The organism is Rhizobium sp. SRI_017, assembly GCF_057586295.1.
The window spans coordinates 145874-169354 of the sequence record NZ_JBYCZP010000005.1 but is presented as its reverse complement, the minus strand read 5'-3'; the positions used below and the strand labels follow the sequence as shown (position 1 = coordinate 169354).

Genomic DNA, 23481 nt, shown 5'->3' with positions numbered 1-23481 from the left:
CGATGCAAAAGCCCGCCGCGGCCAAATGACCGGGCGGGCCGATGCGGCAGCATATCGCGACTAGGCTTGCGCCTTGACCCAGGCACCGTTGCGCTTGGAAGACGCGATGCAGGCTTCGACGAAAGCCACACCCTTCACGCCGTCCTGGACGGTCGGGTAGATCACATCCTTGTCGACCTTTTTGCCGTTGCGCTTGGCGATGATCGCCTTGGCGGCTTCGGTGTAGATGGTGGCAAAGCCTTCGAGATAGCCTTCCGGATGGCCCGAGGGAATGCGGCTGACGCGTGCCGCATCCGGGCCGGAACCGGCGCCGTTGCGGGTAATCAGCTGGCGCGTCTTGCCGAGTTCGGTGAACCACAGATAGTTCGGATCGGCCTGCACCCATTCGATGCCGCCCTTGGTGCCATAGACGCGCAGCTTGAGGCCATTCTCATGGCCGGTCGCCACCTGGCTGCACCACAGCATGCCTTTGGCGCCGCCCTTGAAGCGCATCATCACATGGGCGTTGTCGTCGAGCTGGCGGCCCTTGACGAAGGTGTGGACGTCGGCTGCGAGTTCGTCGAGTTCGAGGCCGGTGACGAAGCAGGCGAGGTTATAGGCATGGGTGCCGATATCGCCGGTGGAACCACCAGCGCCCGACTGCTTGGGGTCAGTGCGCCAGGCGGCCTGCTTCTGGCCGGTCTGCTCGATCGGCTCGGCGAGCCAATCCTGCGGATATTCAGCCTGGATGAGGCGAATCTCGCCGAGGGCGCCCGAGGCGATCATGGCGCGGGCCTGCCGCACCATCGGATAGCCGGTATAATTGTGCGTCAGCACGAAGAGCGCATCGGACTCCTCGGCGATCTTCAGAAGCTTCTTGGCGTCGGCGAGATTCGAGGTCAGCGGCTTGTCGCAGATCACATGAATGCCACGACGCAGGAATTCCTTGGCGGCCGGGTAATGCATGTGGTTCGGCGTGACGATCGCCACCGCCTCGATGCCGTTCTTGAGCTTGGCCTCGCGGATCGCCATCGACTTGAAGTCGTCATAGGTGCGCGACGGATCGAGGCCAAGTTCGGCACCCGACTGGCGCGACTTCTCCAGGGTTGAAGACAGCGCGCCCGCCACCAGTTCATACTTGTCGTCGATGCGGGCGGCGATGCGATGCACCGCGCCGATAAAGGCGCCGGAACCGCCGCCGACCATGCCGAGCTTGATGCGGGGTTCGAACGTTGCCGTTGTTCCTTCGATTGCCATTGGGTTCTCCCTTGTACGTCGAGTGTGGAGTATACCCCCCTCTGTCCTGCCGGACATCTCCCCCTCATGGGGGGAGATTCGATGTGGCACAGTCACCGCCAATCGCACCGTCCGTTCCTCAGTTTGCGGCCTTTGAAATGGAGCAGTCGGGCGCTACCTGCAAATCTCCCCCCTTGAGGGGGAGATGCCCGGCAGGGCAGAGGGGGGTATGCTTAATTCAATTAGATCCCGAGCAGCCGCCGGTTGGCGGCCTCGTCCGTACCGCCACCGGCAAAATCGTCGAAGGCCTTCTCGGTGACGCGGATGATGTGGTGCTTGACGAATTCAGCGCCTTCGCGCGCGCCGTCTTCCGGGTGCTTCAGGCAGCATTCCCATTCGACGACAGCCCAGCCGGCGAAATCGTTGGCGGCCATCTTGGAGAAGATCGCGCCGAAATCGACCTGGCCATCGCCGAGTGAGCGGAAGCGGCCGGCGCGGTTGACCCAGGACTGGAAGCCCGAATAGACGCCCTGGCGGCCGGTCGGGTTGAACTCGGCATCCTTGACGTGGAACATCTTGATCCGCTCGTGATAGATGTCGATGTGATCGAGATAATCCAGGCACTGCAGCAGATAGTGCGAGGGATCATAGAGCAGGTTGGCACGGGCATGGTTGCCGGTGCGCTCGAGGAACATCTCGTAGGTGATCCCGTCGTGCAGGTCTTCGCCGGGATGGATCTCGTAGCAGACATCGACGCCGTTGGCATCGGCATGATCGAGGATCGGCTTCCAGCGCTTGGCAAGCTCATCGAAGGCGGTCTCGACAAGGCCGGCCGGGCGCTGCGGCCAGGGATAGAGGAAAGGCCAGGCGAGCGCGCCGGAGAAGGTCGCCATCGCATTGAGGCCGAGATGCTTGGAGGCGGTGAGCGCCAGCTTCACCTGTTCGACCGCCCATTCCTGACGCGCCTTCGGATTGCCGCGCACTTCCGGCGCCGCGAAACCGTCGAAAGGCTCGTCATAGGCGGGATGGACGGCCACGAGCTGGCCCTGCAGATGCGTGGAAAGCTCGGTGACCTCCACGCCATTTTCGCGCGCCACGCCGGCAAATTCGTCGCAATAATCCTTCGACGCCGCAGCCTTCTTGAGGTCGATCAGGCGACCGTCCCATGAGGGAACCTGCACGCCCTTGTAGCCGATATCGCCGGCCCATTTGGTGATGGATTTCCAGGAATTGAACGGCGCCGCGTCACCCGCGAACTGCGCCAGGAACAGGGCTGGCCCCTTGATCGTCTTCATCTCTTTCCTCCCTGAGACGCTTCTGCAACGTTGCCGGAAACGTTTAATCAAAAATCCGATGGCCAGACAACCGGCCGCTTTGTTCGAAACAGGAAATCTGCCCGGCTGACCGGGCAGATCGCTTACTTTCAGACTGATCGATCAGATCCGGGGATCAGAACGGCGAGTCCGGGAAGTAGTAGTTGGCTGCATTTTCCTTGGTGATCAGGGTTGCATCCAGCGTGTAGGTGCCGTGGACCGGGACCTGGTTGAAGATCGCAGCGGCGGTGAGTTCCATCGCCGTGCCGACCATTGCCGGCGGATAGAGAACGTCGACCGGGATCATCTTGTCGCCGTCCATGACGCGCTTGACCATGTCCTTGGAGCCTGCACCCGCGATGACATATTGGATGTCGGTACGGCCGGCCTGTTCGATCGCCTGCAGCACGCCGACGGCCATGTCGTCGTCCTGGCACCAGACCACATCGATCTTCGGATATTTGGTCAGGTAGTCCTGCATCACCTTGAAGGCGTCGTCGCGGTTCCAGTTGCCGAACTGGCGGTCGAGAACCTTGATGTTCGAACCTTCGATGCCCTTGTCGAAACCGTCCTGGCGCTGCTGGTCGATCGGAATCGGCATGCCGCGGATAACGACGACCTGTGCGTCCGGCGTGTTGGCCTTGATATATTCGCCGGCGGTCTGGCCGAGTGCCGGGTTGTTGCCGGCGACGTAGAGGTCACGCACGGAATCGTCCATCACGGACGGCGCGCGGTCGACGATGGTGACGAACGTGCCCTTGGCCTTGACTTCCTTGATCGCGTTGACCAGCTGATCCGGATCGGTCGGCAGGATGACAAGCGCATCGAGACCCTGGACGGCGAGGTCCTGCACCGCATTGGCCTGGCTTGCCGGATCGGGCGAGGTCTTGACGATGACATTGGCGCCCGGATGTTCCTTGCGGATCAATTCAGCGACGCGCTCGGCGTGATAGACGACGCCTGCGGTCCAGCCATGGTCGGCAGCCGGGATCGACACGCCGATTGTCTTGGTGTCCTGCGCAAGCGCAGAGCTGGTCAGAGCTGCCGCGATGAAGGCGGCGCCCACGAGTTTCCTAAGCATTTCTCACTCCCTGTGAAATGCGGGTCCGAACTCCTGGAACCGGGCCACCCGCAGGCCCGGCTCCCTTTCTCACGATCGTCGCGACAGCGTGCGCTGGACGAGCATCGCAATGATGATGATCGAGCCCTGGATGGTGCTGATCAGATATTCGCTGATGAAATTGGAGAGCAGCATGATGTTGCCCACCAGTTCGAGAATGAACGCGCCGCAGATGGTTCCCCAGACGCGCCCCGCCCCGCCCTTGAGCGCCGTGCCACCAACCACGACCGCGGTGATCGCCTGCAATTCCCAAAGGATGCCAGTCGTCGCCGAAGTCGAGCCGAGGCGCGGCACATAAAGCAGCACGGCGACCGCTACGCAGAGACCCTGGATCACGAAGGCAATGGTGCGGACGCGATCGACATGGATGCCGGAGTAGCGCGCGACATCGCGATTCGAGCCGACGGCCACGACATGCCGGCCATAGCGTGTACGATAGAGGATGAAGGCGGCGATGAGCGTCACCAGGAAGATGACGACGATCGGCACCGGCACGCCGAGGATATAGCCGAAATAGACAGGACGATAGAGCTCCTGGATCGCCGGCTCGCGCAGCGTGATCGCGCCACCCTGAGACAGCCAGGTCGTGAGGCCGCGATATATGCCCATCGTGCCGAGGGTCGCGATGAACGGCTCGATCTTGCCGAGCGTGGTGATCAGACCGTTGGCGAGACCACAAGCGGCGCCGATGGCAACCGTCAGCACCATCGAGGTCAGCAGCAGCAGCAGCGGATCGGCGATGACGCCCGAATTCATGAAGAGAATCATCAGGCTCGCGACGAACGCAACCATCGATCCGACAGAGAGGTCGAGATCACCCGACGAGATCACAAAGGTCGCGCCAACGGCGATAATGGCGATGAAGGCACTGCGCGTGGCGACATTGGCGAGGTTGGTGATCCCGATGAAATTGGGGTTCACCATTGCGCCGACGATGAGCAGCAACAGCAGCGCCGCAAATGGCGCGACGGCACGGAGATCGACATCCCGCCAGCTTCGCCGCGACCTGCCAGTCGCCTTGCTTTCGTCATTGATGGTCATTGCCACTACAGCCTCCCCTACCCTGCCCCGAGGGCATCCGGACTCTCACGTAGCGCGACCTGCCGGTCACGCCGTCTCCTGCTTCTTCAGCCCCGCCGAATAGCGCATGATCTCCTGTTCGGAGATCTCCTCGCCCTCGAGCATGCCGACGATCCGACCTTCCCGCATCACGCAGATTCTCGCGCAGAGGCCGATGACCTCGGGCAATTCGGACGACACGACGATGATTGACCGACCCTCGCGGGCGAGCGCTGAGATGAAATGATAGATCTGCTGCTTGGTGCCGACATCGATGCCGCGCGTCGGCTCGTCGATGATGATGATCTGGGGCTCGGTTTCCATGACCTTGGCGAGCAGCAGCTTCTGTTGATTGCCCCCGGACATGCGACCGGCGACGACACCCGCATCGCGCACGCGGATGTCGAAGCGGCGCTTGGCGCGCACCAGTGCCTCGGTTTCACTCTTCGGATCGAGATAGCCATAGCGCGAATGCTGGCCGAGCGACTGCAGCGTGAGATTGGCCATCAGGCCGGAATTGAGCAGCAGGCCCTTGGCCTTGCGGTCCTTGGTCATGTAGCCGAGACCGACGGCATTGGCGGCATGCAGGTCATGCGCCACAAGCGGCTCGCCACGCACGAAGACCTCGCCCTGTCGGGCGCGCAAGCCGACGACGGCCTCCATGAGTTCGGTACGACCGGAACCGATCAGTCCGGAAAAGCCGAGGATCTCGCCTTTGCGGATCTCGAAGCTCGCATTCTTGACGAAGCCGGTCGAGACATTGCGGACCGACAGCACGACCTTCTCATCGACATCGGGCTCCGACTTGGCCGGATAGAGGCTCGAAAGCTCGCGGCCGACCATCAGCTGGGCGATCGCCTCGCCATCGAGGATTTTTGTGGGCGCCGTCTTCACCCATTGGCCGTCACGCAGCACGGTGACACGATCGGTGAGTTCCATGACTTCATCGAGCTTGTGGGAGACGAAGACGAAGCTTGTGCCGCTGTCGCGCAGCTTGCGGACCTGCTCGAACAGCATGCGGGCCTCTTCACGTGACAGCACCGCCGTTGGCTCGTCCATGAAGACGACGCGCGCATCGCGGCTGATCGCCTTGGCAATCTCGACCATCTGCTTGTCGGCGACGGGCAGCGAGCTGATCAGCGCATTCTCATCGACATGCGAACCCAGCGTATCAAGCGCCTTCCGCGTTTCCGCTCGCATGAAGTTGCGGTCGAGGATGCCGAAGCGCGTGACCTCGCGGCCGAGGAACAGGCTCTCGGTGACGGTCAGATGTTCGGCGAGGTTGAATTCCTGATGGATGATGACGATGCCGAGCGCTTCCGCCGCACCATTGGCCGGCAGCCTGATTGGCTCGCCGTCGAGCAGAATCTCGCCGGAGCTCGGCTGTTCGAAGCCGGAAAGGATTTTGACGAGGGTGGATTTGCCGGCGCCGTTCTCACCCATCAGGGCATGAATCTCGCCCTTCCTCAGATCGAAATTGACACTGAAAAGAACCTGGACGCCGTTGAACGACTTACTGATCCGCCTTGCGGACAGCACGGTCTCACCATCAAGGGCTGGCGCCGATTCCATTGAATTCCTCCCCGCAGCTCACCCACTGCATGATGATCGTGTAAACCTTTACATGCATAATGTAAAGGTTTACATTGCCTGAAATCACTGAATTGTTCGGGGTCGGCCTTTGACCTCCCCGCAAGTCTCCCGTAGTGTCGCCCCATCAGGGGATCAGGCAGAAGCTTAGTGACGAATTCCGCACCCGCCACGATCGAAGACGTCGCCCGCATCGCCGAAGTGTCGATCGCGACGGTTTCACGCGCGATCCATAATCCCGAGAAGGTCGCGAACTCGACGCGCCTAAAGGTCAACCAGGCGATCGCCATCACGGGCTATACGACCAATGCCATGGCGCGCAGCCTGCGGCTCGGTCGGTCGAACATGATTCTCGTGGTGGCTCCCGACATCGGTGACCCGAACTTCTCCAACATTCTTGTCGGTCTGGAGAACGAGGCACGGTCGCATGGCTATGGCATCCTGATCGGCCACACCCAGAATGACGCCCAGCGCGGCCTCGAATATCTGAAGTTCCTGAACTCGAACCAGGCGGCGGGACTGATCCTGTTCACCGGCATCCTGCCCTTCGGCCACCAGGCCATGACCGCCCGCCTGCCGCCCTGCGTCGGCGTCTTCGAGCCGGTCTACAATGGCGGTATTCCCTATGTCGGCGTCGACGACATCGCCGGCGCCCGCAAGGCGGTCGACCTGTTGATCGCCGAGGGCCATAGCAAGATCGCCTTCATCGGCGACTCCCGTACGCGCCTCGCCTATGGCCGCCGGCGCATGGGTTATGAAGCAGGGCTCGACGCGGCTGGCATCTCACCCGATCTCCGTATCGTGCTCGAGGGCGATGGCACGATCGAAAGCGGCAGGCTGGCGATCGAACAGCTCTTCATGCGCGACACGCTGCCGACCGCCTTCATGTGCGTCAACGACCAGACGGCGCTCGGCGTCATGCTCGGGCTGATCGCCCGCGGCTACGACATTCCCCGCGACTTCTCGATCACCGGCTTCGACGACGTGCCGCAGGCGGTCTACATGCAGCCGTCGCTGACGACGATCCGCCAGCCGCGCACGCTGATCGGCCGGCATGCCATGGCGCTGCTGCTGGATCTGCTAGGGGGCGGCGAGCCGCCTGAGACGGAGATCCTTCTGGTGCCGGATCTGGTGGTGCGGAATTCGGTATCGGCGCCGTCGCGGCAGTGGCTGAAGCGGTAGGATTCCGCAAATGCCAAAGCGCAAGGATGGAATGACGAGAGAAGATATCAAGGCTCGTCATACGCTCGATCGTGAGTTGGCAAAGGCAGTGAGAGACGTTCGTCGGGGCACCAAATGGGGGTCAATACAGGGCGGTCTTTATCGGGCGAGCGGCGGATGGTTCGTAACGGCGAAGCCGTCCGTGCACATGAAACCTGGGGTCAGCACGGTGGCGATAGATGTCAAGCCGATGGCGATCGATCCGGTCTTCTGGGAGATTTTCTCTCCTGACACAGCGGATGCACCTTTGTCATACCGTTCAAATGGCGCTTGGACTTGCTGGCCTCCGGAGTTCTGGACCGGTGACTTGCCCGAAGCCGGCGGCGCTGGGGCGATGGCAGCGAAAATCTTGGAGGTCGCTGATCTTCAACTTCAAATGATTGAGACGACGCTGACCACCGAGAAATTCCTGCAGACATGCACGGAACGAAGCGGTGATAATGGTTCGTATCAATCCAGCGTCATCTGCACCTTGATCGCATTGCATCGTCATGCCGAAGCGCTTGAAGTCGCCCGGCACGGACAATCGCAGGGACTTAGTGGTGGGTTCGGAAAGCCGGGAAAGTCGTTCAACGATCTGGCCGTGGAGTGGCTCACGACGGCTGCTGCAGCCAAGCACTGAACTCTACCTTGAAGGAATAGCGAGGTCAGAAAAAGGCCGGGAAAATCGCTCTCACCGGCCTTTCCAGTCCATGGCTTATCAGACGTAGCGATTAACCACGTTTTCGAGCAACTCCTGCCGGCCCGACTTCGGCTGCGGATTGATATCCTTGGACTCAACCATCGCAGCAATGCTTTCGAGCGACGAGGACTTGTCGAGCATCGCCTTGGCTTCAGGCTTGTCCCAGCCGGCATAACGATCGGCCAACGGACCCGACAGGGCCTTTTCCTCGACCATCTTGGCCGCGGCCTTTAGGCCGCGGGCGCAGCAATCGATGCCGCCGATATGGCCGATCAGCAGGTCTTCCGGTTCGATCGACTGGCGGCGCAGCTTGGCGTCGAAATTGGTGCCGCCGGTGGTGAACCCGCCCGCCTGCAGGACTTCATAATAGGCCAGCGCCATTTCCGGCACATTGTTCGGGAACTGATCGGTGTCCCAACCGGACTGGTAGTCATTGCGGTTCATATCGATCGAGCCGAAAATGCCGAGCGTGCGGGCGAGCGACAGTTCATGCTCGAAGGTGTGGCCGGCGAGGATGGCATGGCCCTGCTCGATGTTGAGCTTCACTTCGTTTTCAAGGCCGTACTTCTTGAGGAAGCCGTAGACGGTCGCAACGTCGTAGTCGTACTGGTGCTTGGACGGCTCCTGCGGCTTCGGCTCGATCAGGATCGCGCCCTTGAAACCGATCTTGTGCTTGTACTCGACTACCATCTGCAGGAAGCGGCCCATATGGTCCAGTTCCTTCTTGAGATCGGTGTTGAGCAGCGTCTCGTAGCCTTCGCGGCCGCCCCACAGCACGTAGTTCTCGCCACCGAGCTTTTGCGTGGCGTCGATGCAGGTCTTCACCGTCGCCGCAGCGAATGCGAATACATCAGGATCGGGATTGGTCGCCGCACCCGACATGTAGCGGCGGTTCGAGAACATGTTGGCCGTGCCCCAGAGAAGCTTGACGCCGGTCGCCGCCTGCTTCTCGGCGAAGTAATCGACGATCTCGTTGAGATTCCTGGTGTTCTCGGCGAAATTCTTGCCTTCCGGACGCACGTCGGCATCATGGAAGCAGTAGTAGGGCGTGCCGAGCAGCGAGAAGAATTCGAAGGCGACATCGGCCTTGAGCTTGGCCGCATCCATCGTGTTTTTGAACCAAGGACGCTCGAATGTGTTGCCACCGAACGGATCGGTGCCCGGCCAGACAAGAGTGTGCCAATAGGCAATGGCGAAGCGAAGGTGATCCGCCATGCGCTTGCCCATCACCACTTCATCGGGATTGTAGTGGCGGAACGCGAGCGGGCTCGTGGAATTGGGATCGTATTTGATCTTCTCGATATTGCCGAAAAAGCCGGTGGACATGGGGTCTCCTCTAGGTGTTATCGGGGATTTGGTGAAATGAGAAAGGATCGGAGAGGCCTGGGCTTTACCCCCCTCTGCCCTACCGGGGATCTCCCCCTCAAGGGGGGAGATCCGATGGAGAACCGTTGCCGCCCAACCGCTACCAACGTGCCATTTGCCAAGCTGCCAATCGGGGCGATGCGCATGCCGCCGGCCGATCTCCCCCCTTGAGGGGGAGATGTCCGGCAGGACAGAGGGGGGTACCATGCGCCGAGCATTGCCGGTCCTTAGTTGAGCGCTGAAATCACCGGATAGGTCTTCCGATACCGCGCATAGGCCTCTTCGTAGGCCGAGGTCAGGTCCTTGGCCGGTTCGATGGTCTCTTCGGTCTTGGGGGCCGTGCAGACCTTCACCGGATCGGCGCCGGTGGCGGCGATCAGGCCAAGGCGGGCGGCACCGAAAGCGGCACCGAAATCGCCGTCCTGCGGGATATCGACGGGTACGCCGAGAGAGGTGGCGATCGACTTCAGCCAGTATCTCGACCGCGAACCGCCGCCGACCGCAGTGACGCGGGAGATCGACGTGCCGGCGCTCTTCAGTGCTTCGAGATTGTCGCGGATGGCGAAGGTTACGCCTTCGAGCACCGCCTGGGTGAGGACTGCGCGCGACGATTCATGACCAAGGCCGGTGAACACGCCGCGGATCCTGGCATCATTGTGCGGCGTACGCTCGCCTGAGAGATAGGGCAGGAAAGTGACCGAGGTCGGAGCCTTGAGGTCGTTACCGAGTTCCCCGGTGAGATCGGCGGCCGACTTGCCGGCAATGCCGGAATACCAGTTGAGCGCATCGGTAGCCGACAGGATCACACCCATCTGGTGCCAGGTGTTGGGCAGCGCGTGGCAGAAGGCATGGACGGCGCTTTCCGGCTTCGGCAGGTACTTCGCATTGGCGGCGAAGAGCACACCGGACGTGCCGAGCGAAACGAAGGCATTGCCCTCGCTGACCGTACCCATACCGCAGGCCGAGGCCGCATTGTCGCCCGCGCCACCGGCGACGACGACACCGGAACCCATGCCCCACTTCGAAGCAAGTTCACCGCGCAGGATACCGGCGCTGTCGGTGCCTTCGACAAGCGAGGGCATGTGGCTCTCGTCGAGGCCGGTCGCGGCCAGAAGATCAGACGACCATTCGCGTTTTCCCGTGTCGAGCCAGCTGGTGCCGGCAGAGTCCGACATTTCCGAAATATGTTCGCCAGAGAGCCAGAGACGCAGATAATCCTTTGGCAGGAGCACCTTGCGCACCTTGGCAAAGGTGTCCGGCTCGTTGTTCTTCACCCAAACCACCTTCGGCGCCGTAAAGCCCGGGAACACGATATTGCCAGTCAGTTTGCGGAAGCGCGGATCGGCATCGAGTTCGGCGGCTTCCTTGAAGCTGCGGGTGTCGTTCCATAGCATGCAGGGGCGCAGCACTTGGTCCGCACCATCAAGCAGCGTCGCGCCATGCATCTGGCCCGACAGACCGATGCCCTTGACCGCTGCCAGTTCCCTTGGATGGCTCGCCTTCAATTCAGCGATCGCATCCTCGGTCGCGCGAATCCAGTCTGCAGGCGCTTGTTCCGACCAGCCGGAATGCGGGCGGGAGACATCGAGCGTACCATGGCCCGCGCCGATGATCTTCTGATCACCATCCATAAGCATGGCCTTGACGCCTGATGTGCCAAGATCGAGCCCCAGATACATATTAACCTCCCTCGCCTTTCACGGCAGATTGTCCTTGAGAAAAATATCGATGCGGATGCGCTCCTGCCCATCGATAACGTCGATGCCGTCGGCTCGCGCCTTGAGCACGCGGATGGCGCTGCGCACTTCGTGGCCAGCATCCTGGTTCAATACCGCATCGATGAGGCCGGATTGCAGCGCAACGCGCGTATGCGGCGTCAGCTCGTGGGCGATCACGATCGGCCGGCTTTCCATGACCGGCATATTCTTGAGCGCACGGATCAGGCCGCGATTGCCTGCGCCCAGGCTGTAGATGCCGGCCAGTTGGCTTTCGCGGCACAGGCATTCGGAGACGAGGCCATGGACCTGATCGGGATCGTCCTGGCCTTCCATGACCGGAAGGATTTCGAGTTTGGCATTGAGTTCGCCGAGGCTTTTGCGGAAACCTTCAAGACGGTCGCGATGGTCGCCGACCAGCATCGAGCCCGCGACGACCGCGACCTTGCCGCCGCGCCCCGCGAGGAAACGGCCCATCAGGCTGCCGGCGGTGCGGCCAGCGGCGATGTTGTCCACGCCGGCGAAATGATCGCGAGCCGAACCGGGCAGGTCCGAGACCAGTGTGACGATCGCCACGCCACAATCCTTGAGCCGGGAGATTGCGTCATGCACCATGGGGTGATCGACGGCGACGACCGCAATGCCGGCCGGTGGATCAGCGGCGAGCTTGTCCAGCGTCGCCGCCAGAGACGCGCCATCGAAACGCGGCACTTCCCTGATCGTGATGCGGGTGCGCTCGTGGCCTGAGCGGGCGATTGCCTGCTCTACCTCGAACTTGAGGCCTTCCATGAAAGAATTGTTGCCGCGCGGAATGACGAAGACCAACGGATAGGTGCGGCCCTTGGCGAGGTTCGCCGCTGCCATGTCGCGGACGAAGCCGATCTTTCGGATTGCCTGCTCGACGCGCTCGCGCGTTGCGGCCTTGACGCCGGGGCGTCGGTTGAGCACCCGGTCGACCGTCGCAAGGCTCACGCCCGCCGTTTCGGCGATGTCATGGACTGTTGGCCGCATCAATTCCTCCCGTAGCGGTCTTCTACAGGAGAAATTGAGGTACGTAAATCAGAAATTTTTCCTCAGCGGGCTAAGCTGAGGAAGGTATCAGACGCGACCCATATAGAGGCTCTTGCCGAGCGTCAGGCCGTTGTGGCGGAGGATATCGTAGGCGGTGGTGACATGGAAATAGAAGTTCGGCAACGCAAAGCCGATCAGGTAATCATGTGTGCTGAACTGCATGGCACCGGTGCGGAATTTGAGTTCGACCTGCTCGGCCTCGCGGCCGTTCATCTGCTCTGGCGTCACCGCATCGATCAGCTCGACCGTCTTGTCGATGCGGGCATGGAGTTCGGCGAAGGTCTGCTCGGTATCGGCAAGCGACGGATTTTCGAGGCCGGCGGTGCGGTAGAACGCGCCTTTGGCGTGGTCTGATGCAAGTTGCACCTGCCCCTTCAGGGGAGCCATGTCGGGGAAAAGGCGCGCGGTGAGCAGGACGGAGGGATCGATGTTGCGCTCGGTGGCGAATGCCTCGGCCTGATCGAGGGCCGCCTTGAGGCCCTTGAAGCGCGGAAGAATGGAAAGAATAGCGACGGAATGAAGCGAAACGGCCATGGAAGTCTCCTGACAAGTGACCTCCTCTATGTGCGTCGCGCCGCCGGCATTACCACGCCGCCAGGCAAATAATCCTCACGCCTGCAGTGAAGCCATCAGGAAGGTGAAGCCGAAGAACGTCACGACGAGTGCGCCGGCGATCTCTATCGCATTGGCTAGTCGCATTTTTCCGCTACCGGAATTCATGAATTTCAAGGCGAAATCCTTGGCGACCACCGAAAGCGTCGCAAGGATCGAGACGGTGATCGCTGTGCCGAGCGACATGGCGAAGACCGAAAGCAGCCCGCCGAGATAGAGGCCGTTGAGAAATGAGAAGGTCAGAACGAAAAGTGCGCCGGTGCAGGGACGCAGGCCGACGGCGACAATCGCGCTCCAGGCATCGGTCAGAGAGAAAGTCTCGCCCGCCACGAGATCCGGCGTGGGCGCATGGGAATGGCCGCAGACCTCGCAGATCTCGCCTGAATACGCGTGGGCATCGGCATGGGCATGCGAATGACCGTGGTCGTGACCATGATTGTGAAGGTGCCCATGGTGATGTTGGTGACTATGGTCGTGATCATGTTGATCGTGGTCATGCATATGGTGCCCGCCGCCCGCGAGCGCCAGCTCCGGCGTCCCGAAATTCAGGAGCGGCCGGCGGAAGAGGCTGCGTGTCTTGCGATAGAGCAGATAAAGGCCGAACACCATGATCGCCGCGAAAGATGCGACTTCAAGCCACTTGGTGGCATCGTTCATCGTGAACACGGTGCCGCGCAGCACCAGGAAGCCCGCCCCGGTGACCAGGAGTGCGGTACCCCCTTGCAGGAAAGCCGACATGAAAGAGATCAGCACGCCCCGCTTCAGCTCGGTCTCGTTGGCGATCATATAGGCCGAAATCACCGCCTTGCCATGGCCGGGGCCGGCGGCGTGGAAAATGCCGTAGAGGAAAGAAATGCCCACCAGCCACCAGAGCTGCCAGGTATCGGTCTTCATGCCCTTCAGCGCGGCCGTCAGCGCGCGGTAGAATTCCTGCTGCTTGGCATTGATGAAGGAAATGACCGGCTGCAGCCAAGGCAAATAATGCATGACGAAAGTCGAGGGGCCGGCGCCGGGCTCGGCATTGCCGAGGCCGAGCGAGGTCTGGGCATGCACGATGGTGGCAGTTGCCAGGAAGAGCATGAGGGCAGCGAGGAGAGTCACCCCCCTCTGGCCTGCCGGCCATCTCCCCCTCAAGGGGGGAGATTCGATGGAGCGCTTTTGCCGCCCACAGAGACGGGGGACACGGGGAACTCGATGGTTGCTTTGTTTGGTGAGGGCACCGCTGACGGATCTCCCCCCGTGAAGGGGAGATGCCCGGCAGGGCAGAGGGGGGTGAGCCAAATTCTCAACCATCAGCAGGTCACCTCCATGCGCGTGGCGAAGAGCTTTGACATGTCCGTGCCGGTGGGATCGTTGAAGAAGGCATCAGTGAGGTTCGACTGGTTCTCGGCGATCACCGTATCGGCGTCAGGTCGCACAACGACATGCTTGCAAGCCTTGAAGTCACCCATCAGCACGAGATCCTGATCGGAGGGGAAGTCGATCGAGGCATAGAGCGTCGGATCATAGACGCCGAAGGTCAGCTTGCCCTTGAGCGGCATCGGCGTTGCCGGCTTGACGGCGAAGAACATCAGGAGCTGGCCATCCTTGAAATCGACATTGATCACATCGGGTTTGGCCACCGCGACCGATTTGCCGTCCAGCGTCAGCGTCGTGTAATAGCCGAACTCCTCGAGCGAGTTGCGAACCGTCTTGCCGATCTCCTCGAGTTCATCCTGGTCGAGTACAAGATTGGTGTTCTTGTCGAAATCGAGCAGCACCTGCGACGAGAAGACGTCGTCGAAGCGCCAGACATTGTGCAGCTCCTGAATCGCACCGTCGGCGCCGGCGACCACTTCGAGCCGCGCATCCGCAAAGACATGCGGATGGGCCATTGCAGGAGCGGGCGCCAGCATTGCCAGGGCGGCGACCGACAGGATTGTCTTGAAGCTGTTCATCGATTTTCCCTGAAATCCGCTTTTTCCTGGAAGACAAATGAGTCGAAATTCCGATATCCGCGTGACTCTACGCGTTGCGAATGGCGTCAGACATTCTTCTTGAACCAGCCGCTGAGGAAGTCGACGAAACGCCGCACCTTGGCGGGCAGGTAGCGGCGGTGCGGATAGATGGCATAGATGCCGCCGCCCTTGGGGACATATTCGTCGAGAATGGTGATGAGTTCGCCACATTCGGTCTTCGGCTTGGCGACGAAATCGGGGATCATGGCCACGCCAAGCCCGGCAAGTGCCGCGCGCGTGCAGGCGATCGGCGAATTGACTTCGATCGGGCCATAGACCGTCACGGTCTGGCTGATGCCGTCTGGCCCCTCGAAGCGCCAGTTGTTGTTGAAGCGGCTGTTGGTATCGACAATGCAGGGGACTTTTGCCAGATCGGCCGGCGCCTTGATCGGCCCGTATTTCTCGAGCACCGCGGGTGAGACGAAGCAGAACATCCCGAAATCACAGAGCTTGCGGGCGATCATGCCGGAATCCTCAAGCTTGGTGATCCGGATCGCGACATCGAAACCTTCCTCGATAAGGTCGACGAAACGATCTTCTGCAACGATCTCAAGCGTGATGTCGGGATGCTCGACGGAAAAATCGACCAGCGACCGGCCGATATCGGCATCGACGAAGGACCGCGGTACCGAAACCTTGATTCGACCCTTGAGGTCGGTCGCGCCTTCGCGGACCAGATCGGCGAGATTATCGATCTCCTTGAGAATGTCGGAGGACTGGCGGTAATAGGTATGGCCCGCCTCGGTGAGAGAAAACTGGCGAGTCGTGCGATTGAGCAACAGCGCGCCGAGTTCGTCCTCGAGTTCTTTCACATACTTGGAAAGCAGCGCCTTGGAGCGCCCCATCTTGCGCGCGGCGGCCGAATAGCCTTCTGCATCAACCACATCGATGAAGGCCCGCATCCTGGTCAGGGTATCCATGAAATCCCGATCTGAAAAATCAACGAAAGCTTCGTCCCGCCAGTGTCTTAACACGGGGGAAAAAAATCTGGCAGGGGGCAAAAAAATTCTTGATTATGACAGCGAATATCCCTATCTCAGCGCTTGCCCAATGTCGCACGTGCCCATGGGTGTCCGCCGACCCTCGAACTGGGACTTGTCCCTAAGGTGAGGTCATCGGTAAGGTACCTGGAACTAACCGCTCCAGTCGCTATTCCGGCCAACCGGAAAATGCGAGGACATCTGAAGCAACGACGGTGCGGGCCTTTCTGGTCTCGGCCGGCTTTCCATCAGCCGGTGTTTCTGAAGAGGCACACCCTCATTGCCAAAAGTGCGGTTGGGACAACCCTCCAATCTAAGGCAGAAAATCTGAACCCCCGCCATGTCGTGGCGTTGGTTCAAAAAGCCGCGTGATGGCTTTCACGTTTTGGCGCCGGGGTCTCCACCGGCTGGCGCCGGAACGCAATGCCGTCACCCAGTTTTGCTCTCCGGTTTTCCGGGGTTTTGCCAATTGGCCTAGCGATCACGCCGTTTGAACCCGGCTGACGCGACGCCCGCGATTTGACTTTGGAAGGGTAATGCCATGACGACTCAGCGCATCCGCGATTTCCTCGCAACCCGACGTCCCGACGGTCCCTGCCTCGTGGTCGACCTCGATGTCGTCAAGGACAATTTCAAGGCTTTCCGCCACGCCTTGCCGGACAGCATGATCTACTATGCCGTCAAGGCCAACCCGGCGCCTGAAATCCTCAAGCTGCTCGCCGGCATGGGCTCCAACTTCGATTGCGCCTCCGTGGCCGAAATCGAAATGGCGCTCGACGCCGGTGCAACGCCATCTCGCATCTCCTTCGGCAACACGATCAAGAAGGAGCGCGATGTCGCCCGTGCGCATGCACTCGGCATCAACCTCTTCGCGGTCGATTGCCATGAGGAAGTCGAGAAGATCGCGCGTTCCGCCCCCGGCGCCCGTGTGTTCTGCCGCGTGCTCACCGATGGCGAAGGCGCCGAATGGCCGCTTTCCCGCAAGTTCGGCTGCGTGCCCCAGATGGCCGTCGACGTGCTCGTCTATGCCCATCAGCTCGGCCTCGTCTCCTATGGCGTCTCGTTCCATGTCGGTTCGCAGATGACCAAGGTCGATGCCTGGGATTCGGCACTTGCCGATGCCAAGCGCGTCTTCGTGTCGCTCGCCAAGCAGGGCATAGAGCTCAAGATGGTCAATTTGGGTGGCGGTTTTCCGACCAAGTACCTCAAGGACATCCCGTCCTCCGAGGCCTATGGCCGCGCGATCTTCGCCTCGCTCAAGAAGCATTTCGGCAATCACATTCCGGAAACCATCATCGAGCCGGGCCGCGGCATGGTCGGCAATGCGGGCGTCATCAAGACGGAAGTCGTGCTGATCTCGAAGAAGTCGGACAAGGATGCCCATCGCTGGGTGTTCCTCGACATCGGCAAGTTCGGCGGCCTCGCCGAGACCATGGACGAGGCGATCCGCTACCCGATCCGCACCGAGCGTGACGGCGACGCCATGGAGCCTGTCGTTCTGGCCGGCCCGACCTGCGACTCGGCCGACGTGATGTACGAGAAGAACATGTATCCGCTGCCGCTCACACTGACGATCGGCGACGAAGTTCTGATCGAAGGCACTGGCGCCTACACGACGACCTACTCGGCCGTCGCCTTCAACGGCTTCGAGCCGCTCAAGGCCTACGTGATCTAATTTCGCCAGCCCCGTAACCAGCCGGGGCGGCACTTTCACAATTCGATTCATCACCGCTTATCACGGTATTGGGTACGGGAGGCCAAGATGGCCGCTGTTCTTGATTCTGTCCGTGCGCTCTTTGCGCCGAAAACCGAAATCGCCTTCCGCATCGACCGGGAAAATCCCGGCGACGTGCTGGCCCGCGAGCGCCTGCTCGACGCCGCCATGGGTCCGATGCGCCGCAAGAAGTCATCGGAAGCGATCCGCCGCGACCACATTCCGGCCGAAGGCCTGGCGCTGGTCGCCCGCGACGAGGCCGGCCATCTGATCGGCACGGTTCGCCTCTGGGACATCCAGGCCGGCATCACGCCGGGGGGCCGCGCCGTGCCGGCGCTGCTGCTCGGTCCGCTTGCTGTCGACTCCGCCCATGAAGGCAAAGGCATCGGCGCAGCACTGATGCGCGCGGCCATGCTCGAAGCCAAGAGGCTCGGCCATGGCGCAATCCTGCTGGTGGGCGATGCGCCCTACTACGAGCGCTTCGGTTTTGCGGCTGAGAAGACCGCCACACTGATGATGCCAGGCCCCTTCGAGCGCCACCGCCTTCTCGGCCTCGAACTCAAGGAAGGCTGGCTCGAGGGCGCAGCCGGCATCATTGTGCCGACGGGCCGGAAGCTTGCCGTTTCGGCCACCAAAAAGGCGGCTTAGAGCTCGCCATTTTGTCTGCAGGAGCCGTCGGCTCCTGCAGCAACATGTCCTCGGCAAGCAACTGCTGGCAGACATCGGCGATCTCCGTGTCGAGCCGGTCGATGATTTCGTAGGACAAGGTGGCTTCCATGGCCGCGACGATGAAGGACCATTGGGCGAGATCCTGCGGCACCCGGCCGTGGACGGCCGCGGAGCAATTGAGCACCGCCCGGCGATAGCTCATGCCTTCTTTGGTCGGCCATGATTTCAACAATACACGCGCAGCATCTCTGGAATTCTTGATGGCAAGCCTCTTCGGCGCCGTATCATTCATCCTGAGAACAACGATCTTTTCCCAATAGTCCATATCGCCACCCATCAACTCCGCACTACGGGTAGTTATTCAAACTTGCCTGAAGATTATTACTTCCATAAGTCAAAGATTGACTTACGGCAAGAACAGACAAAATAGATCGTTTGTCACATTTCGTACGGACGCGAGAATGCGCCCGCTTCCGGCTTGTTGGACAATGCAGATATGCTCAGCGAACTCGTTGCGGGAACTGTTCAACCCGATCAGAATATGTGCAGTGTATTTGCCCAGACCAGCACGGTCTCGCTGCCAAAACTGTTGCGCCAGTTGTGCGGCCGGCTTTCATGCCCGCAGGCCATCACGAGAATGGTACGCGCGGATCCTGCAAAAGGTAGAACTCGTCGACGGGCGTGAGGTCGGTTATGAAAAAGCCGAACTGCACCTGCTTGAGCGGATCAGTGTGACCATTGCTGAAGCGGAGGCTGTCGAAACTCTCGAAGCGGCTCTCGACTGTGGCAAACCGATCGGATGAAAGGAGCCCGGGATCGGGATTGGCTTGAGCAAACGACAGGCCGTCATAGAAGTCGCTCGGCTTGCCACGAGTTTCCTGAAGCTCGAACACGAACTCGATCCAGGCCAACCCGCTCCTGTTCTGAACCACGACGCGAAAATGCAAGGTGCCGGCCTGCGAGACCGGCAAGCGATGGATGGCTCTGATCACCAGCGTTACAGGATCTGCCGAATAGAACTCTTCGACGATTTCGACCGGATCGGCTTTTGTCCCCGTACCTCTTATCGAAAGTATGCGGAAGCCGCCAAGTTCATCGGAGAAAGAATAGTTTCCTGCATACCAGCGACCATCGTCGGCCGGCCCCGCACTGGCAAGCAGCAGTGACAGCATCAGCAACACAGCGAGAATTCGAAACTCACGCATGATGGCACGGGCTCCTCGGGCGGAGTATCGCAGCCATATAGCGTATTTCAAGTAGGTTGAGATCGCCTGGTGTCGCCGCGGCCGCGGGCGCTATCGCCGGTCATCGCGTCAGAACGTCGGCGGCGTATTCACCCAGATCAGCACGGTCTCACCGTCATGACTATTGCGCCAGCTGTGGGGGCGACGGCTTTCGAAGTAAAAGGAGTCGCCTTCCTTGAGCTCGAAGAACTGGTCCCCATCGAGAATGATTTCCATGCTGCCCATGAGCACGTGGAGAAATTCCTCACCGTCGTGACTATAGGCGCCCTCGCTGGACGCGCCCGGCCCGAGCTGGAAGCGATGGCATTCCATCTGACGACGATCGGTGGTGAGGTTCTGCACGGTCACGCCAGAAGATGTCGGCGGCCACGAAGTCCATTCGCCGTTCCGCACCAGCGACTCCCGTTCGTTCGCTTCCGCCTGACCGGTCAGAACCGGGATGGTGGTGCCGCAGAATTCGGCGAGATCGTGCAACGCCTTGAAGGACAGCCCCTGTGACGTTCGCTCGAATGTCGAGAGCAGCGACACGGCGATGCCGGTCTTCTCCGCGACCTTCTCCAGTGTGCAACCCATTTCGCGGCGGAGATGGCGAAGCTTGGGGCCGATCGTCTTCTCACCTGTGAGCGGCTCTATCTCTCCGGAGGATTCCGGCTGATGCTCGTGCTCCTCCGCGCGCATCGCCTGGCGTATTGCCGCCGGATTGAGCCCTTTGCTGGTCCGAAGCCAGCTTACACGCTTCAGCCGCTCGACATGCGACGCCTCATAAAGACGCTGGCCGGACTCGGTGCGGACAGGCTCGATCAGGCCCTGGCTTTCCCAGAGCCGCAGGGTCGAGGGTGACACGCCCGCCATGCGCGCGGCTTCCGCGATCTTGTAGCGAACCCTGTCATCCATCACGCGATTTCCGGCCCACTTCGACGCTTGGGATTTTCATGAAAGCCATATTGCAACTCTACAGAAAAAATGCAAAGAATATTTTCGAAGCCTCGGGAGGAGCGTTCCGCAGGCAATATCCATCCATTCTCACGAGGGCAGTTCCATGCTGAACAACGAAGTTGCAGCCCGCCGTACCGATGCGATCTCGCGCGGCGTCGGCGTCACGACACAGATCTATGCTGACAGGGCAGAAAACTCCGAGATCTGGGACGTCGAAGGGCGCCGCTACATCGACTTCGCGGCCGGCATTGCCGTCGTCAACACAGGTCACCGCCACCCGAAGGTGATCGCGGCCGTCAAGGATCAGCTCGATCACTTCACCCACACCTGCCACCAGGTCGTGCCTTACGAGAACTATGTCCGCCTCGCCGAGCGCCTGAACAACGCCGTGCCCGGCAATTTCAAGAAGAAGACGATCTTCGTGACCACAGGTGCCGAAGCCGTCGAGAACGCGATCAAGATCGCCCGTGCCGCCACCAACCGCTCCGCGGTTATCGCCTTCTCGGGCGCCTTCCATGGCCGCACCTTCATGGGCATGACGCTGACCGGCAAGGTCGTCCCCTACAAGGCCGGCTTCGGCGCGATGATGCCCGACGTCTTCCACGTCCCCTTCCCGGTCGAACTGCATGGCACCTCGATCGAGGACTCGCTCTCCGTTCTCGACAAGCTGTTCAAGGCCGATGTCGATCCGAACCGCGTCGCAGCTTTCATCGTCGAACCAGTGCAGGGCGAAGGTGGCTTTTATGAAGTGCCGCGTGCCTTTATGGCCAAGCTCCGCGAAATCGCCGACAAGCATGGCATCCTGCTGATCGCCGACGAGGTGCAGACCGGCTTTGCCCGCACCGGCAAGCTGTTCGCCATGGAGCACTACGGCGTCGTCGCCGACATCACCACCATGGCCAAGGGCCTCGGCGGCGGCTTCCCGATCGCAGCCGTCACCGGCCGCGCCGAAATCATGGACGCGCCTGGCCCCGGCGGCCTCGGCGGCACCTATGGCGGCAACCCGATCGGCATCGCCGCTGGAAACGCTGTGCTCGACGTGATCGAGGAAGAGAAGCTCAACGAACGTGCCGAGTTCCTCGGCAACCGGCTCAAGCAGCGCCTGCAGTCGCTGATCTCTGATGTACCGCAGATCGCCGACATCAGGGGCCTCGGCTTCATGAACGCCGTCGAGTTCAACCTGCCGGGCACCAAGAACCCCAATGCCGACTTCACCAACAAGGTGCGCGAGAAGGCATTGGCCAAGGGCCTGATCCTGCTGACCTGCGGCGTCTACGGCAATGTCATCCGCTTCCTGGCGCCGATCACCATCCAGGACAATGTCTTTGCAGAAGCGATGGACATCCTCGAAGAAGCCCTGCGCGAATGCGCCAAAGAGGCAGCCTGACCCATGACTATTTCCCAGTCTCTTCTTTCCAAGCTCAAGGACCCCTCGCTGGTCACCGATAAGGCGCTTGTCGCCGGCGAATGGGTTGCCAAGAGCGATAGCGGCAAGACCTTCGACGTCACCAATCCTGCCAATGGCGACGTCATCGCCACCTTGCCCGACATGAATCGTGCCGAAACCAGCCGCGCCATCGATGCCGCCTACAAGGCCCAGAAGGAATGGGCCAGGAAGACCGGCAAGGAACGTGCCGCCGTTCTCCGCAAGCTCTATGACCTGATGGTCGCCAATGCTGACGACCTCGCCGCGATCCTGACCATCGAAATGGGCAAGCCGCTGGCTGAAGCCAAGGGCGAAATCCTCTATGGCGCTGCTTACGTCGAATGGTTCGGCGAGGAAGCCAAGCGCGTCTATGGCGACACGATCCCCGGCCACCAGCCCGACAAGCGCATCATCGTCATCAAGCAGCCCATCGGCGTCGTCGCCGCGATCACGCCGTGGAACTTCCCCAACGCCATGCTGGCCCGCAAGTTCGCGCCGGCGGTGGCCGCCGGTTGCGCCATGGTGTCGAAGCCCGCTGCCGAAACCCCGCTGTCCGCGCTGTCGCTGGCGCTGCTCGCCGAACGTGCCGGTCTGCCCGCCGGCATCTTCAACGTCATCACCTCGAAGGACTCGCCCTCGATCGGCAAGGAATTCACCGAGAATGACAAGGTGCGCAAGCTGACCTTCACCGGTTCGACCGGCGTCGGCAAGATCCTGATGCGCCAGGGTGCCGATCAGATCATGAAGCTCGGGCTCGAACTCGGCGGCAACGCGCCCTTCATCGTCTTCGATGATGCCGATCTCGATGCGGCGGTCGAAGGCGCGATGGTCTCCAAGTACCGCAACAACGGCCAGACCTGCGTCTGCGCCAACCGCCTCTATGTCCAGTCAGGCGTCTATGACGCCTTCGCGGAAAAGCTGGCCGCGAGGGTCGGCGCCATGAAGGTCGGCGACGGCTTTGAAGCCGGCGTGAATGCCGGGCCGCTGATCACGCGGGCTGCCGTCGACAAGGTCGAGGAGCACATTGCCGACGCTCTGGAGAAGGGCGCCAAGGTCGCCGTCGGCGGCAAGCCGGATGCGAAGGGCGGCCTGTTCTTTCAGCCGACGATCCTCACCGGCGTCACCACCGAGATGATGGTAGCCCGCGAAGAGACCTTCGGCCCGGTCGCGCCGCTGTTCAAGTTCGACACCGAAGAGCAGGTGATCGAGATGGCCAACAACACCGAATTCGGCCTCGCCTCCTATTTCTACTCGAAGGACATGTCCAAGATCTTCCGGGTCGCCGAGGCGCTTGAATACGGCATGGTCGGCATCAATACCGGCCTGATCTCCACCGAAGTCGCCCCCTTCGGCGGCATCAAGCAGTCCGGCCAGGGCCGCGAAGGTTCGAAATACGGCATCGAGGACTATATCGAGATCAAGTATTTGTGCTTGAGCATTTGAGCTCCAGGCCGCAAATGATTGAGAAGGCCGCGGGAGTGATCCTGCGGCCTTCTTCATTTGGGATGTCAAAGGCAATAGGTGCTGAAGGCACTCAGTATCAAATCAACTG

The 23481-nt window shown here is 61.0% G+C and carries 21 protein-coding genes; 6 read left to right on the top strand and 15 right to left on the bottom strand.

Annotated features, from left to right (window positions below):
* Positions 1-60: 60 nt before the first annotated feature.
* The 5 genes from AC2YI2_RS13540 to AC2YI2_RS13520 all read right to left on the bottom strand — a co-directional run bounded on the left by AC2YI2_RS13540 (position 61) and on the right by AC2YI2_RS13520 (position 6279).
* Positions 61-1236 (bottom strand): Gfo/Idh/MocA family protein, encoded by a 1176-nt coding sequence (locus tag AC2YI2_RS13540; protein WP_487387001.1) that lies wholly within the window; start codon positions 1234-1236, stop codon positions 61-63.
* Between the two features lie 221 nt (positions 1237-1457).
* Positions 1458-2510 carry a sugar phosphate isomerase/epimerase family protein gene (locus AC2YI2_RS13535; RefSeq protein WP_487387000.1) on the bottom strand — a complete coding sequence of 351 codons (1053 nt, stop codon included), beginning with the start codon at positions 2508-2510 and terminating at the stop codon, positions 1458-1460.
* Positions 2511-2664: 154 nt separating this feature from the next.
* On the bottom strand, positions 2665-3609 hold the full coding sequence (locus AC2YI2_RS13530; protein WP_487386999.1) for a substrate-binding domain-containing protein: 945 nt from the start codon (positions 3607-3609) through the stop codon (positions 2665-2667).
* A gap of 69 nt (positions 3610-3678) precedes the next feature.
* Positions 3679-4689, bottom strand: a complete 1011-nt coding sequence (locus AC2YI2_RS13525) for an ABC transporter permease (protein ID WP_487386998.1) — start codon at positions 4687-4689, stop codon at positions 3679-3681.
* A gap of 66 nt (positions 4690-4755) precedes the next feature.
* On the bottom strand, positions 4756-6279 hold the full coding sequence (locus AC2YI2_RS13520; RefSeq protein ID WP_487386997.1) for a sugar ABC transporter ATP-binding protein: 1524 nt from the start codon (positions 6277-6279) through the stop codon (positions 4756-4758).
* A 168-nt stretch (positions 6280-6447) separates the two neighbouring features.
* Here AC2YI2_RS13520 and AC2YI2_RS13515 point away from each other — a divergent pair, with 168 nt between their 5' ends.
* Both AC2YI2_RS13515 and AC2YI2_RS13510 read left to right on the top strand, forming a co-directional pair.
* Positions 6448-7479 carry a LacI family DNA-binding transcriptional regulator gene (locus tag AC2YI2_RS13515; protein ID WP_487386996.1) on the top strand — a complete coding sequence of 344 codons (1032 nt, stop codon included), beginning with the start codon at positions 6448-6450 and terminating at the stop codon, positions 7477-7479.
* A 10-nt stretch (positions 7480-7489) separates the two neighbouring features.
* Entirely contained in the window at positions 7490-8140 is a 651-nt protein-coding gene (locus AC2YI2_RS13510) for a hypothetical protein (RefSeq protein ID WP_487386995.1), read from the top strand.
* A gap of 78 nt (positions 8141-8218) precedes the next feature.
* Here AC2YI2_RS13510 and xylA read toward each other — a convergent pair whose 3' ends face one another.
* The 7 genes from xylA to AC2YI2_RS13475 form a co-directional block, all read right to left on the bottom strand.
* Entirely contained in the window at positions 8219-9526 is a 1308-nt protein-coding gene (gene xylA / locus AC2YI2_RS13505) for a xylose isomerase (RefSeq protein WP_487386994.1), read from the bottom strand.
* A gap of 266 nt (positions 9527-9792) precedes the next feature.
* A complete protein-coding gene (xylB, locus tag AC2YI2_RS13500; protein WP_487386993.1) occupies positions 9793-11244 on the bottom strand; it encodes a xylulokinase in 1452 nt (483 codons plus the stop codon).
* Positions 11245-11262: 18 nt separating this feature from the next.
* On the bottom strand, positions 11263-12291 hold the full coding sequence (locus AC2YI2_RS13495) for a LacI family DNA-binding transcriptional regulator (protein WP_487386992.1): 1029 nt from the start codon (positions 12289-12291) through the stop codon (positions 11263-11265).
* An 87-nt stretch (positions 12292-12378) separates the two neighbouring features.
* Positions 12379-12885 (bottom strand): DUF1993 domain-containing protein, encoded by a 507-nt coding sequence (locus AC2YI2_RS13490; protein WP_487386991.1) that lies wholly within the window; start codon positions 12883-12885, stop codon positions 12379-12381.
* 75 nt (positions 12886-12960) lie between these two features.
* Positions 12961-14043 carry a nickel/cobalt transporter gene (locus tag AC2YI2_RS13485; protein WP_487387245.1) on the bottom strand — a complete coding sequence of 361 codons (1083 nt, stop codon included), beginning with the start codon at positions 14041-14043 and terminating at the stop codon, positions 12961-12963.
* 212 nt (positions 14044-14255) lie between these two features.
* On the bottom strand, positions 14256-14900 hold the full coding sequence (locus AC2YI2_RS13480) for a DUF1007 family protein (protein ID WP_487386990.1): 645 nt from the start codon (positions 14898-14900) through the stop codon (positions 14256-14258).
* An 86-nt stretch (positions 14901-14986) separates the two neighbouring features.
* Positions 14987-15880, bottom strand: coding sequence for a LysR family transcriptional regulator (locus AC2YI2_RS13475; RefSeq protein ID WP_487386989.1), 894 nt, complete (start codon positions 15878-15880; stop codon positions 14987-14989).
* A gap of 601 nt (positions 15881-16481) precedes the next feature.
* Here AC2YI2_RS13475 and odc2 point away from each other — a divergent pair.
* Positions 16482-17615, top strand: coding sequence for an ornithine/lysine decarboxylase (odc2, locus tag AC2YI2_RS13470; protein ID WP_487386988.1), 1134 nt, complete (start codon positions 16482-16484; stop codon positions 17613-17615).
* 87 nt (positions 17616-17702) lie between these two features.
* The gene (locus AC2YI2_RS13465) at positions 17703-18302 is read left to right on the top strand and encodes a GNAT family N-acetyltransferase (RefSeq protein WP_487386987.1); all 600 of its coding nucleotides are present in this window, start codon (positions 17703-17705) and stop codon (positions 18300-18302) included.
* Here the strand turns inward: AC2YI2_RS13465 and AC2YI2_RS13460 are convergent.
* From AC2YI2_RS13460 to AC2YI2_RS13450, 3 genes are all read right to left on the bottom strand, one after another.
* The gene (locus AC2YI2_RS13460) at positions 18247-18660 is read right to left on the bottom strand and encodes a DUF982 domain-containing protein (RefSeq protein WP_487386986.1); all 414 of its coding nucleotides are present in this window, start codon (positions 18658-18660) and stop codon (positions 18247-18249) included. The genes AC2YI2_RS13465 and AC2YI2_RS13460 overlap by 56 nt on opposite strands.
* 292 nt (positions 18661-18952) lie before the next feature.
* Positions 18953-19528: a hypothetical protein gene (locus AC2YI2_RS13455; RefSeq protein WP_487386985.1), complete on the bottom strand. Its 576-nt coding sequence runs from the start codon at positions 19526-19528 to the stop codon at positions 18953-18955.
* 108 nt (positions 19529-19636) lie between these two features.
* The gene (locus tag AC2YI2_RS13450) at positions 19637-20461 is read right to left on the bottom strand and encodes a MerR family transcriptional regulator (RefSeq protein ID WP_487386984.1); all 825 of its coding nucleotides are present in this window, start codon (positions 20459-20461) and stop codon (positions 19637-19639) included.
* Positions 20462-20606: 145 nt separating this feature from the next.
* Here AC2YI2_RS13450 and AC2YI2_RS13445 point away from each other — a divergent pair, with 145 nt between their 5' ends.
* Together AC2YI2_RS13445 and AC2YI2_RS13440 are read left to right on the top strand one after the other, a co-directional pair.
* Positions 20607-21890 carry a 4-aminobutyrate--2-oxoglutarate transaminase gene (locus AC2YI2_RS13445; protein ID WP_487386983.1) on the top strand — a complete coding sequence of 428 codons (1284 nt, stop codon included), beginning with the start codon at positions 20607-20609 and terminating at the stop codon, positions 21888-21890.
* Between the two features lie 3 nt (positions 21891-21893).
* Positions 21894-23372 (top strand): NAD-dependent succinate-semialdehyde dehydrogenase, encoded by a 1479-nt coding sequence (locus AC2YI2_RS13440; protein WP_487386982.1) that lies wholly within the window; start codon positions 21894-21896, stop codon positions 23370-23372.
* The last annotated feature ends 109 nt before the right edge of the window (positions 23373-23481 follow it).